The organism is uncultured Methanobrevibacter sp. (assembly GCF_937881195.1).
In the GTDB taxonomy this organism is placed as follows: Archaea; Methanobacteriota; Methanobacteria; order Methanobacteriales; family Methanobacteriaceae; genus Methanobinarius.
Genome location: NZ_CALGFC010000065.1, coordinates 42,479 through 60,344 on the forward strand (window position 1 = coordinate 42,479; position 17,866 = coordinate 60,344).

16 protein-coding genes are annotated in these 17,866 nt (G+C 24.2%); 6 read left to right on the plus strand and 10 right to left on the minus strand.

Annotation, left to right across the window (positions count from 1 at the left end; translation table 11 throughout):
• Positions 1-7 precede the first annotated feature (7 nt).
• The 5 genes from Q0087_RS09040 to Q0087_RS09060 all read right to left on the minus strand — a co-directional run bounded on the left by Q0087_RS09040 (position 8) and on the right by Q0087_RS09060 (position 3,314).
• Positions 8-640: a GIY-YIG nuclease family protein gene (locus Q0087_RS09040; protein ID WP_297899675.1), complete on the minus strand. Its 633-nt coding sequence runs from the start codon at positions 638-640 to the stop codon at positions 8-10.
• A 374-nt stretch (positions 641-1,014) separates the two neighbouring features.
• Complete coding sequence (locus tag Q0087_RS09045; RefSeq protein WP_297899677.1) at positions 1,015-1,461, minus strand: hypothetical protein; 447 nt, start codon at positions 1,459-1,461, stop codon at positions 1,015-1,017.
• An 82-nt stretch (positions 1,462-1,543) separates the two neighbouring features.
• Entirely contained in the window at positions 1,544-1,939 is a 396-nt protein-coding gene (locus Q0087_RS09050) for a hypothetical protein (RefSeq protein ID WP_297899679.1), read from the minus strand.
• Positions 1,940-1,962: 23 nt separating this feature from the next.
• Positions 1,963-2,742: a hypothetical protein gene (locus tag Q0087_RS09055; RefSeq protein WP_297899681.1), complete on the minus strand. Its 780-nt coding sequence runs from the start codon at positions 2,740-2,742 to the stop codon at positions 1,963-1,965.
• Entirely contained in the window at positions 2,739-3,314 is a 576-nt protein-coding gene (locus tag Q0087_RS09060; RefSeq protein WP_297899683.1) for a zinc ribbon domain-containing protein, read from the minus strand. The genes Q0087_RS09055 and Q0087_RS09060 overlap by 4 nt, the downstream gene beginning before the upstream one ends.
• Positions 3,315-3,467: 153 nt before the next feature.
• Between Q0087_RS09060 and Q0087_RS09065 the strand changes: the two genes are divergently transcribed.
• Positions 3,468-3,728 carry a MarR family transcriptional regulator gene (locus Q0087_RS09065; RefSeq protein ID WP_297899685.1) on the plus strand — a complete coding sequence of 87 codons (261 nt, stop codon included), beginning with the start codon at positions 3,468-3,470 and terminating at the stop codon, positions 3,726-3,728.
• A 1,110-nt stretch (positions 3,729-4,838) separates the two neighbouring features.
• On the opposite strand, the gene Q0087_RS09070 is transcribed toward Q0087_RS09065, so the two are convergent.
• The 3 genes from Q0087_RS09070 to Q0087_RS09080 all read right to left on the minus strand — a co-directional run bounded on the left by Q0087_RS09070 (position 4,839) and on the right by Q0087_RS09080 (position 9,390).
• On the minus strand, positions 4,839-6,560 hold the full coding sequence (locus tag Q0087_RS09070; RefSeq protein ID WP_297899687.1) for a DUF5906 domain-containing protein: 1,722 nt from the start codon (positions 6,558-6,560) through the stop codon (positions 4,839-4,841).
• Between the two features lie 985 nt (positions 6,561-7,545).
• On the minus strand, positions 7,546-8,748 hold the full coding sequence (locus Q0087_RS09075) for a site-specific integrase (protein ID WP_297899689.1): 1,203 nt from the start codon (positions 8,746-8,748) through the stop codon (positions 7,546-7,548).
• Between the two features lie 45 nt (positions 8,749-8,793).
• Positions 8,794-9,390: a hypothetical protein gene (locus tag Q0087_RS09080; protein ID WP_297899691.1), complete on the minus strand. Its 597-nt coding sequence runs from the start codon at positions 9,388-9,390 to the stop codon at positions 8,794-8,796.
• A 232-nt stretch (positions 9,391-9,622) separates the two neighbouring features.
• On the opposite strand from Q0087_RS09080, the gene Q0087_RS09085 reads away from it, so the two are divergent.
• Both Q0087_RS09085 and Q0087_RS09090 read left to right on the plus strand, forming a co-directional pair.
• Positions 9,623-10,474, plus strand: coding sequence for a carbon-nitrogen hydrolase family protein (locus tag Q0087_RS09085; protein ID WP_297899693.1), 852 nt, complete (start codon positions 9,623-9,625; stop codon positions 10,472-10,474).
• 432 nt (positions 10,475-10,906) lie between these two features.
• The gene (locus tag Q0087_RS09090) at positions 10,907-11,398 is read left to right on the plus strand and encodes a pyridoxamine 5'-phosphate oxidase family protein (protein ID WP_297899695.1); all 492 of its coding nucleotides are present in this window, start codon (positions 10,907-10,909) and stop codon (positions 11,396-11,398) included.
• Between the two features lie 151 nt (positions 11,399-11,549).
• Here the strand turns inward: Q0087_RS09090 and Q0087_RS09095 are convergent, their stop codons facing one another.
• A complete protein-coding gene (locus Q0087_RS09095) occupies positions 11,550-12,272 on the minus strand; it encodes a hypothetical protein (RefSeq protein ID WP_297899697.1) in 723 nt (240 codons plus the stop codon).
• A 349-nt stretch (positions 12,273-12,621) separates the two neighbouring features.
• Positions 12,622-13,218 carry a HEAT repeat domain-containing protein gene (locus Q0087_RS09100; RefSeq protein ID WP_297899699.1) on the minus strand — a complete coding sequence of 199 codons (597 nt, stop codon included), beginning with the start codon at positions 13,216-13,218 and terminating at the stop codon, positions 12,622-12,624.
• 286 nt (positions 13,219-13,504) lie between these two features.
• Between Q0087_RS09100 and Q0087_RS09105 the strand changes: the two genes are divergently transcribed.
• The 3 genes from Q0087_RS09105 to Q0087_RS09115 all read left to right on the plus strand — a co-directional run bounded on the left by Q0087_RS09105 (position 13,505) and on the right by Q0087_RS09115 (position 17,846).
• The gene (locus Q0087_RS09105) at positions 13,505-16,147 is read left to right on the plus strand and encodes an ATP-dependent helicase (RefSeq protein WP_297899701.1); all 2,643 of its coding nucleotides are present in this window, start codon (positions 13,505-13,507) and stop codon (positions 16,145-16,147) included.
• A gap of 718 nt (positions 16,148-16,865) precedes the next feature.
• On the plus strand, positions 16,866-17,336 hold the full coding sequence (locus Q0087_RS09110; protein ID WP_297899703.1) for a flavodoxin: 471 nt from the start codon (positions 16,866-16,868) through the stop codon (positions 17,334-17,336).
• A 72-nt stretch (positions 17,337-17,408) separates the two neighbouring features.
• Positions 17,409-17,846, plus strand: a complete 438-nt coding sequence (locus Q0087_RS09115) for an NfeD family protein (RefSeq protein WP_297899705.1) — start codon at positions 17,409-17,411, stop codon at positions 17,844-17,846.
• The last annotated feature ends 20 nt before the right edge of the window (positions 17,847-17,866 follow it).

Here is a 17,866-nt window from a genome sequence, read left to right on the forward strand (position 1 = left end):
ATTACTCTCAAATATTCCCTAAAATAACTATTATCATAACAACTATAAAAACACCAAAGCAACATGCACAAAACCAATTTTGCAATTCTTCATCACTTTTTCTTTTTTCATCATATTTTTTTCTAAATTCTTCACTATCTTTAATCGCATTTTCATGAAATTCATTAGAAAAGGTTTTAACTCTTGCTCCGCCTCCTTTAGTCCCATTATAACCTCCATAATAAGTGTTATATCTAGCAATATAATGTATTTCACGGCTGTCTAAGTTTGATTCTATTATTCCAGTTTCTAATATTAATAATTCGAAATTGTTAATTCCGTAAGTTCGGATAGCATGTGAAAATTGGGTATTGTACGAGGAGGAATTAAAGTCGAAAGCATTATTCATATGTTCATTAAATCGAGTGTTAGGGTTTCTAACTGTTTGACCTATATATCTACTCCCATTACTCTTATTAACTATACAATAAATATATCCTTTTATCATTGCAATTCTATTATTATTTATAGGAGGATTAGATTTAGATAAAATCTTTTTTGCTGTTTTTCCCATGGGGTTTTTATTATAGGATATTATTCTTGGATTATTTTTAGATTCATGAATAATTTTTCTTGCTGTCTTACCAATAGGTTCTTTCATATAATTCCCCATATTAATTTAAATAATATAATAATATAGCCAAAAATAATTAAACTAAAACTTAAATAATGCTTAATAATATCGAAATGTAATTTTAAAGAATTATTCTTATCTAAAATATATTTACTAAAACTAAAACTATAATAAAAATTACAATTGCAAGAATAGTGCATATGCACTCTAACTCACTCCAAGAATTCTTATTGGCAATTCGCTTATTATTTAAAGCAGTATCATGCGCATCAACTCTTCTTTTGTAATCAGGGTCGTTTTTATATCTCCACGGGTTTTTAGGATTAGGCATAAATAATCAATTCCACAAAGCATAATAATAATAAATAATTAATAAATAGAAAATAGATAAATTATTTAGTTTAAATTTTAACAGAAACTGGTATCCAGTTAGTAGAGCTTATGCCCCCATTTGCATATGCTAAATTTGTTTTTTTATAGTAAGTTTTAGTCTTATATTTGTTAATGTATTTATATCCATTCCAATACCTAAATTTAACACTTACTTTAAAATTACCATTACCATAATAATCACTAATCCTTAAATAAGATTTTTTAGTGACTTTTTTACCTTTTTTATACAGATAAATCTCTGCACTACCACCATATTTACCTTTTCCACCACTTATCCACTCTTTTTTATAAGGATATGGATATTTATTACCTATATAAGTATAAGAATCTTTATAAAGTTTAAAAGAATCTTTATAATGTGAATATCCATTAGATGCACTAACTGCACTTAAACTAAACCCAACAACTGCAACAAGCAATAAGATTATTATTAAAAATTTTTTTTTATTTGACAATTTTATCATCCCCCGAAAACTTCATTTTTAATTAAAATATTTTAATAAATTATAATATAAAAAAAAATTAATTATGTCTTTATTAATTTTCTGCATATTGATTATATCCCTTTTCACGGTCAAGTTCACCATATTCTTCATTTGAATGATATGGAGAACCATCAACATGAGAACCATCTTCCCATACCTTTTTACCACATATTTCACAAGTAAATTGATGATATTGTATGGTATGTGATTCTCTTTCTGATTCCAAGACCCACATATTACATTTTTCACAAAAATATTTATCACTATTTGAATCAATGCTTTTTTCAACAGATGCATCATTTTTATTAGATTCATTAGTAGAATTATTAATAATTAAATTTGTTTCATTGGAATTTTGCGAATTAACAAAAGCTATTATCCCTATTGCTCCAATTACAATAATAATTATCAAAATAACTATAATCATTATTAACCTATTTTCTTTCATTATTATCACTTAAAAATAATTTTTTATATTCTAAATGTGTGACCATAGCTATCAACCCCCATTCTATCCACTAGTTCACCATTATCATTTTCAATGTCAAAAATCCAAGCTTCGACAGAATTATCATAATAATAGTATCCAATTGATAAACCTGGTTCTGCAATTGCATTTTTAGCTATCTGCTTAGCTTCTGATGCAGACATCTGAGAAGAACTACCTGAATTAGAATTACTAGGATTGCCAGAACCACTAGAAATTTTAACATCATAATTACTATTTGTTGATTCACCTGTACTATTTTGAAGACCTAAAAGACTTAAAAAATTGATACCAGTCTGATTATCCCCCGTATCAGATATTTTTTGCCCATTATTTGTAATTTTAATTGTCATTTCCTTAGCTACATCATTATTATCAATTGTTTTAATTGTTAATTCAAGATAGGCCATGTTTTCTAAATCTTCAATAGTTAAAGGAAGTATGTTTGAGTATTCAAGCTTATAACTTTGGTCTTTAAGGCCATTTACAGGGTTCCCTGCTAGATTAACTGGAGTATAAGTTCCATCTTTTTTATATATAGTTCCATTCATCCCAATAGATTTTAAATCTTCATTAAAAAAAGCATCCGCTTGTATAGTTAATATTCCTCCCAAAATACCCTGTTCTGTTTTAACATCTATATTACTTAGTGTTATTGCAGGGTCTTGATTTTGTAAAAGGCCATAACTATCTGCAAAAATCCCTAAAGATAAAACACCCACAATAATTACACTAAATATAGGAATCAACCCTAATTTATTCATAAAACAACCCCTCTATTTTCAAGGTTTTCATTTATCTTATTTTTATACACATAAAATATTGCTAAAATAAAGAAAACAGCAGACATTAATCCAAGGAACATGAAAAATACGGGTGAGATTCCTGTAGCAATACTTAAAAAAGGAATAGTAGAAGTGCTTAAAAACGAAAGCATGGCCGCGATTAATATTCCAGTTAATGAAATTATATATTCCAAAATACTCAATTCAACATCTTTTAAAGATAACCAATAACCTAAAAAACCAGACAAACTAGAAAAAAACATTAAAAAAAGAGTTAAATACATCGAAATACTATTTGGAATATATCCATTAAGCGAATATAAATAAATAATATAAAAATACATTAAGGCCATAATAATACCCGAAATAGCCCCAATACTTGAAAAAAACAATACTAAATTAACCCCTCCAGAATTAACTTGAATATTATTATCATTAATCTCACACCTTACCCCACAATGTGGACAAATTTCAGCTTTTTCATGAATTTGAGCCCCACATGTTGTACAAAACTTTGTATTTGATTGAAAATTAGAACCATCAAATGGCAAAAAGACACCTCTTAAAATTGTTTAATAAAAATTTAAAGATAACTTATATTAATTTATTTAAAACCCTTATTTATAGTTTGGTGTTTATTTGGTAAAAATATATAGTAATTTGGTGTTAATAATTATAATATTTTATTAGACTTTACTAAATATATGGACAAAGAACTTATTGATGCAATTTCATTTGTACAAATGTCAAAATACCGAATTAAAGTATTAATTGATTTAGAAGATGGTTTAAAAATTCCTTCAATAATAGCAGAATCTACCAATATAAGAATTAACCATATTAGCCGAACATTAAAAGAATTAAGAGATAAAAATCTTGTTATTGTTTTAAATCCCGATAAAAAACAAGGCAGACTATATCAAATAACCTCCCTTGGAAAGCAAGTATTAAAACATATACAATAACCATCCTCATTTTTATAATTTTTATTTATAATTAAATATTAAAAAAATTATATTACTCTATCAATTGTATTTTATAGAAATTATTTAACAATATATATTTTTAATATAAACTAATATATCATATAATGTTAATAATATATAAAATATGAATATTAATTATATAATCATGAAATTTTTTTATAAATGAAAAAACAAAAAGTAATACTTTTTTATTATTTATTAAAAAAATAAATATTATTAATAATTGCTTAAATTGATTTTTAATGGAAAAAAGCTCATTTAACCAACAATATAATAATAAAATAGACAGAAAAAGTAATACTTTATTATAAAAAATAAAAAAATTTCTACACTAACTACAATTAAAAAAATTAAATTCATTTCTTCATGCTTATTTTTAAGATTAAATGAAAATTAAAAATCTTTAGTGAACATTATCAAAATATAAAAACTCTAAATAATATTTATGGCAAAATTAGATAATTAATTGCATTATGACTTTAATAAAAAACTCCAAACCATATCTACTAATTCAATTTAAAAAGCTATGAAAAAATATTTAAAACAAATAATTAAACCTTTTTCAGAAACTAACCTTAAAAAATCAAAAATTAGATGAATATAATTTAAATAATTATTTTTATTAAAAAATTACATTAAAAATACAAAATAAATGTAATAAACTGATAAAAAACTAAATAAAGTACTTTTTAGATTTTTATTAATTACAATATATAAAAATTTTAAAATAAAGTGTAAAAGAATATCAAAGCATTATTTAAGTAATCTAAGCATGGAATATAGGCTTTATTATAATAGATTACACCTTAAAAAAAAAAGGATTTATTATAAAATAAATTTTATAAAAAAATAAAAGTAAAAATAGTATTAGAATTATATTTTAAAAAAATGTAATTTCAACTTTTTCAATGAAATTTTATCAAAATAAAAGAGGTATTTTTAGATATAAACGCTTAACGAAGGGATTACACTTTAAATATTTAAAAATCAAAAAGTATAATTTTTTACAAAAATATTCAAAAAAAATCAAAGCATTTGCATATAAAGTTCATTATAACAGCACAAAAGTGTGAGGAATAGTATTATCAACTATTCATCACTTAATTCATTCCATTTATTAATAATCTTATATATATCTGGATAAAATCTTTTAGAAGTATTGTCTATATTAGATACATTAGTGCTATATCTAGAATCCCAAAAACCAAAGACGCCCCTAATAGCATTTAAAAGAGGCACAGGTTTTATTTTACCTTTAGACATATAAGAAGTAATATCTAATCCCTCTTTTTTAGCTAATTTAATACATAGCCTATTTAATTCATCAGTATAAATAATATCGGTAGATATCCTAGTATCAGAAGAATTATCAGATACTAATTCACTAACCAGGAAATTCAAAGGCATTGTATGTTTATTTAATATCAATTCGGTTTTTTCAAAAGATTCCTTTGCTAAAAAGTCTTTATCATTGAAAACCATTTTTTTATAGGATTCTATAGAATTATAAATTAACCATTCAATTTCTTCAGGAATATTAAGAATATCTGCAAGTAAATCTTTATTTTCATCTAAAGTGCCACGAAATTTATGTTTAAATTCTATAATTATAATTCTATCCATTAATGCAGAATCAAGATTTTTAAACCTTGGAATTTTATTAGCAACTAGAATACTCTTAGGAACTTCATCTTTATCAATTAAAATTGGATTTTTAAACTTGGGATTGACTTGTAAATCGTCATATCCAGTTTGCTGTTTTAAAATCGCAATATTTTCCACTATACCATCATCCGAATCCCTGATAATATTTAAATGTTTTCCCAACAATGCAGATGTCCCATGAGGCGTATTCATATCCTGTAATTTCAAATCTGTCGTTTTATTAACACCGAAAATTTTGGTAATTATATTTAATAATACAGATTTTCCAGAACCTCCAATTCCAGTTATTATAGGAAGTATAGTTCTTTTATTGCCAGAAGTAAATAAATATCCAATAATTTCAAGGACTTTTTGAACTTCTTTCTCTGTTTCTTCAATAGAATCTCTTTTTAAAGAGGTATGGAGGAATTCTTTAATTAATCCAGCATTAGCATTGGAATTATAATTAAATTTACTTTCAATTACAGTAAAAACTGGTTCTTCATATTCAACTATGCTTAATTTATCCATATCATACAAGCAGTTATCAAATTTAACAATATTATGTTTTGGTGTTAGTCTTTTATCAATATGTGATAATGCTATTTTTATATCATTGTCATTAGTATTATAATCACCAACATAATCTGCTGCAATTTTTTTTACCTCATCAAAGCTTAAATTAACATAGCCATTAGACTTTTTATCTAATTTATATATCAAATGTGAATCTTTTGAAAGTATAATACCTCCATATTCACCTAGTAATTCTCCCAAAATTCTATGGGATTTATTAATATTTTTTCTTTCATCTAATAAATTAATAAGTTCTTTTTTTAATGATTCAAAAGATTTGAAACTTTTTGATTCATTGAAATTCTTTTTATTCTTTTCAAAAAGTAATTGAGATTTTTCTTTAGTTTTATCAAAAAGCCCATTAACAGCTTCTTGACTAAGATTACTTTTATAATTTAAATGTTTGATTATTTCTTTACCTAGAATACTTCTAGTAGTTAAAGATGATGGTTTTAAACCCTCATAATCACATATTTCATTGCCATTTCTTCTAAAGACATATTTTAATTTACTATTACCAATAGGTTCTAAAAATAAATTAACTTCATCATTTAATTTAATATAATCAATTTTTTTTGTTTTATCTTCCATTTTTTATCATTTCTTCATTATATCACCATTAATGCAGCCACTTAACATTTTTATTCTCCCAAACTGCAATTTTATACGAATTTAGATACTTATTCTAAATTCACGGGATTTTATTACAAAAGAAATTTCTTATCACTTTATTAGACAATATTTTATTTTGTAAACTTCGAGTAACCTTATAAAATGGATTTTAATATAAAGTATCGAATATATCTTATCTTATTTAACATATCTATTTTATATTGAATTAATTTGTTTGAACTTTTAAAATAGCATTTCGACGATTAATTTCACTGCAAAATAAAGTTTAATAATAGTTTTAACACTGTAGAACTGCTAAAAAAAAAGTTTTATTACTATGAAAACTATTAGAATTAATGAAATAACTAATATAAAAAATAATTTTCAATATGCATATCATAATAAAATATATTAATAAACAAAAGTAATTAAAATTACTATACAATATTATCTAGTTCATGCTATTTAAATCTTTCTATTTTAAAAAATAAGAATTAAAATGAATGATTAGATAGTAATATAGATTTTCCATCATATATAAACCTTTCTATCAACAACAATAGAAAATAGTAACTCCATAAAATACTATTAAAATAACCAAAAGATACTAAAAAATATTAAAACCAATATAATAAAAATTAATATCTGATTATTTTATAAAAAATAGGAAATTTTTAAATAATTAAAGAGCATGATAATTAGAATATAGAAATTTGTTATTAAATGGATAATCGATTACTAAGATTAAAAAACAAAAATAATTATCACCTAATAGTACAAAAAATAAATTATCAATCTAAACAAATCAATCACAAAGAAAAGATAAATTATAAAAATAATATAGATTAAGCAAGAAAATATTAATTAAATATTTAAATAAAAACTTTGTATTTGAATTTATTTTCTATAAAAAAAATTGTTTTTCATTGATTAATTTTTATATAATAAAAAAAATTATAAAAAGTTAAGATTTTAAAATTAGCTGTTTTTTATTAGTTAACAAAATATCAACTGATTCTTTTATTTTCATTATTTCAGTTTCTAAAGAATCATTTTCTGTTTTAGTTTTTTGTTTATTTTTATCAATTATTAGATAAGGAATTAAAGCTTCATATGTTTGCCTTAGTGGGTTATTTGACCCATCAACATCATCTATTGCATCATAAACTTCTGAATTATTCATATTTGGAGGGGTATGACCAGTAAATATTGAAATAAAATCTAATTCTGTGTATTTATCATTTTTAACTACAATATTTGTGATGTTTCTTCTACAGGTTGTTGAAAATAACTTCCTTAAATTATGTGCTCGAAACTTGCCATAATATCCATTTTTATCCATACCTGTATTAAGTTTCTCATTTATTCGTTGGAATATTTTTATTATTGCATTGCTTTTCAAAAATCCCTTGTTTAAATAGCTATGGAATAGTGGAGTTTTTGGTTTTACTGAAATATTATTTTTTATTCTTTCTTTTAAGTATTGGAATATATGTTGTGTACATTCTCCAGTATTGTATGTAATGCAAACATTTCCTCTGTTTGATGTCTTGGCAGGTTTGAAGTCGTAACATGGCACGATTTCATATGGATTTAAAAGTAGTAAATTTTCTAATGTACCATCATGATATATTTCGGTTGCATTTAAAAAGTCTTGGATTGTGAAACTTACTGCATCTCCTTCCCTCATCCCTGAAGTAGCTAATAATGTAACTATGGCTTTATCTCTAGGATTTATACAGTATTTTAAACTTTTTTTAACATCATTCCATGTTGGTAAATCTCTTGTTCGTGTTCTTTCATGTATTACATTAAAATTTAAGGGTTTGGGTAGCTCTATATTATATTCATTGAATAAACATCTGAAGGTGATTAATTTGGTTTTCTTTGTTCTCTCAGAGTTTCCGGTTGTGTCTAGATAGTTACTATATAAAAATTGATATTTGTTTATTTTTCGTTCATCTAGCTCTAATATCTTTGGATTTCCATTATTATCAAGAAATGGTTGTTGTTCAGCTCTTGATTCTTTTATAAATTGTGTTAGTGTTTTTTCAAATAGCTGATATAATTCATTGAAAACAATATCATACATTTTTATTCGTTGATAAGAAACTTTTCTTCTTTTTACAAGTTGCATTAATTTTTCATCATTTTTCGTGAATTTCAATTTAATTACCTTTCTATCCTTTTAAGACAGAAAGAACAAAAGAAATTATTCATTCATTTCTTTCAATCTTTGAATTTCTTCAGCATGATGTTTTAAGGTTAATCCGTTAGCTGGTTTAGCTACAGTAACATGATGATCTTTTTCAAGTTTATATATTAAAAATTTATCATTTTCAAGTTTAATAGAACCATTTGAATCTTCAAGTTCTAATTCATTTATTTCATCAACTATATTTTTATATTCCTTTTCTTCTTCATTAATTAAATCATCAAGATTTTGTCCTTGAAGTTCTATATTTAGCTGTATAGAAAGAGCAACAATACCATTAACTTCTTTTCCATTCATTTCAAAAGTTGAATTTCTAATTTCATTCATATTAGATAAAACATGTTCTTTTGTAGTTTCAGTAGCTGGAATCTCATTAGAAGTCCCAATTAGATTTATTTTATAATCATTTTTCCAATTTCCTATTTTATATATTGCATAATTGATATCATTAAATGAAATATCAATGTTTTCAGGAATTGCATTATTATTCAAATTATTGTTATTCTTATTTTTATTCTTATTTTTATTATCTAAATTATTGTTATTCTTATTTTTATTCTTATTTTTATTATCTAAATTATTATTATTTTTCATTTTTATACCTCTAAAAAACCTAAAATTAAATTATATAAATTAAATTAAATATTAAACTAAATTATGACTATTTTTTCTACCATATTAATTATCTTAGTTATCTTAATTACATTAATTATAATTAAGTACATCAAATATCCATTCATTCCAATTTTAATATATTAAATATTATTTTTAATTATTAGATATTAATATATAATTTTATTAATATAACTATTAATAGGTGTATCTTATGAAACTAAAAATAGCTTTGTGTCAAATGAATGTGATTGATAATAAGGAAAAAAACATTACAAAAGCTATATCCATGATAAAAAACGCTAAAAAAGAAGGTGCAGATATAGCTATTTTACCAGAAATGTTTAATTGCCCTTATGATAATGAAAAATTTAAAGAGTATGCCGAATTTGTTGAAGACAGCTACACTCTAAAATCAATAGCTGATATTAGTAAAAATAATAATATATATGTTTTAGCGGGTTCTATACCTGAAAAAAAGATCATTAATGAAACAAACGAGGAAAAGATATATAACACTAGTTTTTTATTTAATGATAATGGGAAAATTTTAGGTTATCATAGAAAAATGCATTTATTTGATATAGATGTTAAAGATAAGATTTATTTTAAAGAATCTGATACTTTGGACCATGGAGATAAGGTTACTGTTATTGATACAGAATCCAAAATTGGAAAAATAGGAATCGGTATTTGTTATGATATTCGGTTTTTAGAGCTTTCAAGAATTATGGCTCTTGAAGGGGCCAAAATTTTAATATATCCAGGGGCATTTAATTTAACTACTGGTCCCGCTCATTGGGAATTATTATTTAAATCTCGAGCTCTTGACAATCAAGTTTTTACAATTGGTGTTTCACCATGTCTTAATGAGTTCAACAATTACCATACTTATGGCCATTCCATAGTTTGTAATCCTTGGGGAGAAGTTATTAAACAAGGTAGCTATGAAGAAGAACTTTTAATAGTAGATATAGATCTTGATGAAATAGATAATACAAGAGAAGAAATTCCAATCCTAAAAAATCGTAGAGAAGATATTTACAAGTTAGAAAAAGTTATTTAAAAAATTTGTATACAATAGAATCAAATTGAAAAGAGAGTTGTTCTTAAACATATAGCTAAATAAAGTTGATATAAATGCCAAAGATGATATAAAAAAGAGGAGGTAACTTTTTTAACCATATACTTAAGAACATTGAGTGATATGATGTAATTTTTTGGAGGATTACACCAACAATTATAATATTATTTTTAATAGCATATAAATGTTTAGGTGTGCCTAAATATTTATTATTTAAAAAAATTTGTTTAAGAAAAATTTTGTAAAAATTGGTAAATATAATAATTTCATTAAATATCATTCAATTAGTTTTCAATAACTTCCCAATATATACTAATAATTTTAAAGAAGAAATGGTTAATAACTTTGTAAAAATCAATTTATTTAATATATATTTTAACTAGATATTTAATTATAATCAATAGGAAATATAACATGAATAGAAAAGAAAAAGAAGTGAAAAATATAGAAGATATAATAAATATAATCAAAAAATGTGAAGTATGTAGAATTGCTTTGTTTGATGATGAATATCCCTATATAATACCACTTAATTTTGGATATTTTTATGACAAAGATAGCCAAAAATTAGAATTATATTTTCATGGAGCTAATACTGGAAAAAAATTGGATATTATTAAAAATAACAACAAAGCAGGATTTGAGATGGATGTTTATTTAGATGTAACTAAAAAAGATTCGCCTTGTAGTTATACTATGGAATTTGAAAGTATCTGTGGAAATGGAGAAATCAAAATATTATCTGAAAAAGAAAAATTAAAAGGACTAAGATATATAATGAAGCAATACACAGAAAAAAGCTTTAATGATGATGATTTTAAATTAAAAACAGTGAATTCAACCACAGTTTTTAGATTAGAAGTTAAAGAAATTAGTGGTAAATCATCATTTATTAATAAAAATTAGCTAAAAGTTTTTAAATTTGTGTTCAAAAATATTCCTTTAAATTTTTAAAATATTCTTTTCAAATTTTTAAAATATTTTTTTATATGAGGTAAATAAATTGTTTAAATAAAAATATAAAATCCTAATATTCCTGTAAAAAAAATATAAAATTCTAAAATCCACTTAGTTTTATTTTACTTAAATGAACTGTGCTGTTTTTTCTTGTGAATTCATTAACTGGTCTTGATAAAATAGCTCCATGACAGTTTTCTTTTAGTTTATAAATAAGAAATTCATTATTATTTATTTCAATAGAATCTGAAGAACTTTCTAACTCCAATGAGTTTAATTCTTCTTTAATATGATAATACTCAGCTTCCTCATTTTCAATTAATTCAGTTATGTCTTCATCTTTAAATCCATTAAATTTAATAGCTAATCCAATCATCCCATTAATTTTTAATCCCATAAAGTCAAAAGTATATTTCCTAATTTCTTCAATTATGTTTAATGATTTATTTTTAGTTATTTCATTTGCAGGAATTTCATTATCAATACCTAATAAATTTATTTTATAGTTATTTTTCCATCTTCCCAATTTATAAATTGCATAATTCTGATCATTGAAATATATTATTTTATCTTCATCAAAATCAAAGCTATTAGCACACTTACAAGATACTCCACAAATCCCTTTACAAGAACACTTGGAATTTTTCCCACATTTCAATTTAGATTTAGAATTTGAATTTGAATTTTGATTTTGATTTTGATTTTGATTTTGATTTTGATTTAAACCAAAATTATAATTATTATATTTTTTAGTATTAAGTTTAATATAAGTGTTTAAATTAGATTTAATATTGTTTTTAGAATTAATATTCTTATTAATCATGATATCTATACCCCATTACCTGAAACAAAGTTGATTTTTAGTCTATTTTTATATTTATTTTATTTTTATTTTTTTATTATAAATAAAAAACCAAATAATATATCTTAAAAATTAATTTATAATTATAAAATTTAGGTATGCCTAAATATTTGTTATGGGAGTATATAAATATTATGGAAAATTAAAATCAAAAAAATATTTGGAGATAATCATTTTATAAATAAACAGTCACAATTTTTATAAAATCATTATTTATAAAAAAATTAAAATATATAACATAATTAAAAATAATAATTATAATTTAAAAAAACCAATATATAAAAATAAAAAGAAAAAATAAATGAAAAGGTTATTTATTTTTAAGTTCCTTTTCAATCTTTTTAATTGCTTTATTAGCTGCTTTTTTGAAATCTTTGTCTTTTTCTTTTCTTCTAGCTTTTTTAATTGGTATTATTGCTTCTTCGACACCCATATCTCCAAGAGCCCTTATAGCTGCAAGGCGAACACCCCAATCTTCCTCATTTAGCATTATTTCTTCAATATCATCAATTTTATCTGTTGCTTTTAATTCGCCGAGAGACCTTACAGCAACTTTACGAACACCAAAATCCTCATCATGAATAGCTTTAGAGAAATAATCAACAGCTTTTTCACTACCAGAAGTTTTTAAAGCAAAAGAAGCAAAACGTTTGTACTCTCCTTCTTCATTATTTACCACTTCAAGAAGCTTATCAACAGGCTTTTCTCCCATTTTTCCAAGATTTTCCGCAGCTTTATGTCTTACTGGAGTATTTTCATCATTCAAAGCTAATATTAAAGGTTCGATTACTTTTTCATCATCGATTCCCTCTAAACTATTAACCGCAAGTTTTCTTACTTCAACATCCTCATCAGCCAGTTTAGATATAGCTTCATCCATTGGCAATTTTTCTTGATCTTTAGTCACAATTTCACCATTAAATAATCAATTAGAAATAATATAATAATATAAATTTTATTTATTCATATATTTTATATATTTTAAATTTTTATTATATTAAAACTTATTTATAATTAAAATAATCAAATTAAAATAGAATAAAAAAATAATAATAAAATTCAAATTATATGAATAATATAAATATATTAAATTATTATTATATTAATGCATTATTTTGTATAGTAATGCATTATTTTTATTATAGTAATGCATTATTATAGTAAGATATGAATTTTCATAATAGATAGATAAAATGATAAAAAAACAAACAAAAGATTATTCTAAAAAGGAAATCTACAAAATTCTACACCCATGGGTAGTGGAATGGTTTGATAAAAAATTTGAAGATTTCACTCCATCTCAAAAAAAAGCAATTGTAGATATTCATGAAAGAAATAACGTATTAGTCTCATCTCCAACAGGATCTGGAAAAACATTAACTGCATTTTTATCTATTATAAGCGAATTAACGACTCTTGCAGAAAAGAAAGAACTTGAAGATAAAGTTTATTGTATATACATATCTCCTCTAAAAGCACTAGATAATGATATTGAAAAAAACTTAGATGAACCTCTAAAAGAAATAGAGAAGATAGCTATAAAAAATGGAGCTACCTATAAAAAAACTGAAAAAAAAATTGAAAAAGGGTTGGGAATCAGAAAAGCAGTTCGAACTGGAGATACAAGTCAATATGAAAGATCAAAGATGTTGAAAAAGCCTCCTCACATCTTGATTACAACTCCTGAAACATTATCGATTTTACTTGTAGCACCTAAATTTAGAGAGAAATTAGCTAATGTGAAATATGTCATTATTGATGAAATTCATTCTTTAGCTGAAAATAAAAGAGGAGTTCATCTCAGTTTATCCCTTGAACGATTACAACATTTGATAGGAGGCTATACTAGAATTGGACTTTCTGCTACAGTATCTCCTCTTGAGAAAATAGCTAATTTTTTAGTTGGATATGAATATGGCCAAGAAAGAGATTGTCTTATTGTTGATGTAAATTATTTAAAAGAGTTAGATATGGAAGTATTGAGTCCAGTAGATGATATTGTAGTTGCAGACTCAGAAGAAACTAGGCTTGCAATGTATAATCTTGTAGATGATTTAATAATAGAACATAAAACAACTTTAATTTTTACAAATACTCGTAGAGGAACAGAGAGTCTTGTTTACAATCTTAAAAAGATGTTTCCAGAAAATTATAATTCAACAAATATAATGGCACATCATTCATCTCTGTCAAAAGAAATTCGTCTTGAAGCAGAAGATAAATTGAAGGAAGGGAAACTTAAAGCTGTTGTTTCATCAACTTCCCTTGAACTTGGAATTGATATTGGTTATATTGACCTTGTTATACTTATAAATTCTCCAAAATCTGTTTCTAGAGCACTTCAAAGAATTGGAAGAAGTGGACATAGATTGCATGATAAATCTAAAGGTAAAATAATTGTAACGGATAGAGATGATCTTGTGGAGTGCTCAATTCTTCTTAAAAATGCTAAAGAAGGAAGAATTGATAAAATTAAAATTCCCAAAAATGCTCTTGATGTTTTAGCCCAACATATTTATGGTATGAGTATTGAGAATCCTTGGGATATTGATTATGCATATGATGTTATTAAAAAGAGTTATTGTTACAAAGATTTAAATCGTGACGAATATGAAGATGTTCTTAGCTATCTTGCAGGAGAATATGGTGAATTAGAAGAAAGATATGTTTATGCCAAAATATGGATTGATTATAAAAAGAATCAATTCGGTAAAAGAGGTAGATTAGCTAGAATGTTATATTCTACAAATGTTGGAACCATACCTGATAGTAGTGGTGTTGCTGTAAAGTGTGATGGTGAAGTTATCGGTAGGATTGAACAAGATTTTATGGAAAAACTTAAAAAAGGAGATACTTTTGTTCTCGGAGGAGGGATATACCGATTTAATTATGGCAGAGGTATGACCATTAATGTTTCACCAGCAAGTGGACCCCCTACAATTCCTTCATGGTTTTCTGAACAACTTCCATTAGCATTTGATCTTGCATTAGATATTCAACGTTTTAGAGCATTAATGGATGGAAAATTCGAATACAAGAGAACTAAAGAAGAAATTTTATCATTTTTAGATGAATATCTTTATGTTGATGATTTTGCAGCTAACTCTATCTATGAATATTTTAAAGAACAGTATCTATATGCACAAATCCCAAGTAATAAAAAATTGTTAGTTGAATATTATACCGGCTTTGGTGGACGAAAATTCCTTATATTTCACTCACTCTTTGGAAGGCAAGTAAATGATGCTTTATCCCGTGCAATAGCTTATTTAATAGCTAAAAAAAGTAATATTGATATTACTATTTCAATATCAGATAATGGATTTTATTTAAGTTCAGATAAAAGAATGGGTGGTTTGGAAGCATTTAAAAAATTAAGCTCTGAAAATTTAAGATCAATTCTTATAAATGCAATAAATAAGACTGAAACTTTAGCTAGTCGTTTTAGGCACTGTGCAGGAAGGTCTTTAATGACTTTAAGACGGTATAAAGGACATGATAAATCTGTTGGAAGACAGCAAGTTAGAGGAAAAATTTTACTTAAATTTGTAGAAGATATGGATGAAGATTTTTCAATTCTTAAAGAAGCTAGAAGAGAAGTTATTGAAGATTTTATGGATGTTAAAAATGCAAAAAGAGTTATTCAATGGATAGAAAGTGGACAACTAGAGATAAAAACAATTAATACGCTTATTCCTTCCCCATTTGCATTTAATCTTGTTTCACAAGGGTATTTGGATGTTTTATCCCAGAAAGATAGAGGAGAATTTTCAAAAAGAATGCATAAAGCTATTTTAGAAAAGATTAAGGACCAGATAAAAGAGGAATATTATTAATAAACACCATAAAAATTGGTCATAAATAACAACATAAAATTGATTATAAATATTAAAATATACTAATGTTAATCGATATGTATGTTCGTTCTTATTGGAAAGATTTAAATAATAATATGTACAAAATATCATTAGTAGGAAATATATTTCCTAGTGGATGATTTTATTTTATAAACAACCTCAAAAACATAAAAACAAATATAGTCAAAAAGAGTCTAGAATTAAACAAAGAAACATTGAAAATCAAAAAAGAATACATTAAGCATTAAAACAAAGAATAAAACTCAAAATTTTTAGGAAAATATATAAACCTACAAAAAACTTCATAAAGGTAAAAAATACATATTTTCTAATCTTAATGGGGAGAATTAATCCTCTACTCCCCTTTAAGAACAAATATTATAATTTCATGGATAATTTATTAAAAGTTTTTTAAAATAATTTAATAAATATTTTTAAATAATTTTTATGATATGTATTTTTAAATAATTATTTTTATACCCACAATATTCTTTTATAGATATACTATTTTTAAATAACTATCTTTATACATACACTATTTTTTTATACATAAACTATTCTTAAATAAAAATTATTTTTTAATTGATTAAAATAGTAGCATTAATAACCAAATTATATCCTAGAAAAAATTAGAATGTTTATATTAATACATACATAATAACAAAAAATAAATATTTTAAAAATAATATAAAATATCATGAATATCCTAATAACCTATTACTCAAGAACACATATAACAGAAAAAGTAGCACTTAAATTAAAAGAAGAGTTGAATTGTGATTTAGAACAGATAATTGATAAAAAAAATCGTTCTAGTTTCTTTTCTTACATAAAATCAGGTTTTGAAGCTGCAAGAAAGATTCCTGCAGATATAGAAGAAACTGAAAAAAATCCCAATGAATATGATTTAGTTATCATTGGAACGCCTGTTTGGTCAGGAAGTATGTCAACTCCTATTTTAACTTATTTGAAACAAAATAAAGATAATTTTAATAATGTTGCATTTTTCTGTACATGTGGAGGAAATGAAGGGAAAACTTTTGTTAATATGGAAGAATTATTATCTAAAAAACCATTAAATACACTTTCCATGAACAAAAAAGATGTTGAATCTTCATTTGATTCCATGGTAACTGAATTTGTTGAAGATATAAAAAATAATAATTAATTATCTAATAAAAAAGGATTTATTCAAAATAAATCCATATAGTTAATTTATTAGAAATATTAAAGGGAAAAAATGATAACATTTTCATTGGAATTTTGGATAATTTTAGCTGCAATATGCTTACTCCTAGAATTAATAACCGGTGGTTTCTACTTGATGTCAGTGGGTATTGGAGGAATTGCAGCTACAATTTCAAATTATATGGGATTTGATCCAATTACTCAGTTGATATTTTTTGCAGTTTTCACAATCATCTTCCTAATTATATCTAGACCTCTAGCTAAAAAATTAACAAAAGGATCACCCTCAAAAAAAGCTACTACTGATCGTTTTATTGGACAAAAAGGAATGGTTATAGAAGCTATTGATTCTGAAAATTCTGGAATGATAAAAATATCTGGAGAACTTTGGAGAGCAAGATCTGAGGATAGTATTGATGTGGGAGAGGAAATAGTAGTCAGTGATGTTAAAGGAGTTAGACTAATAGTCAAAAAAGTGGATGAAAAATAAAAAAGTTATAGTGCAATGAT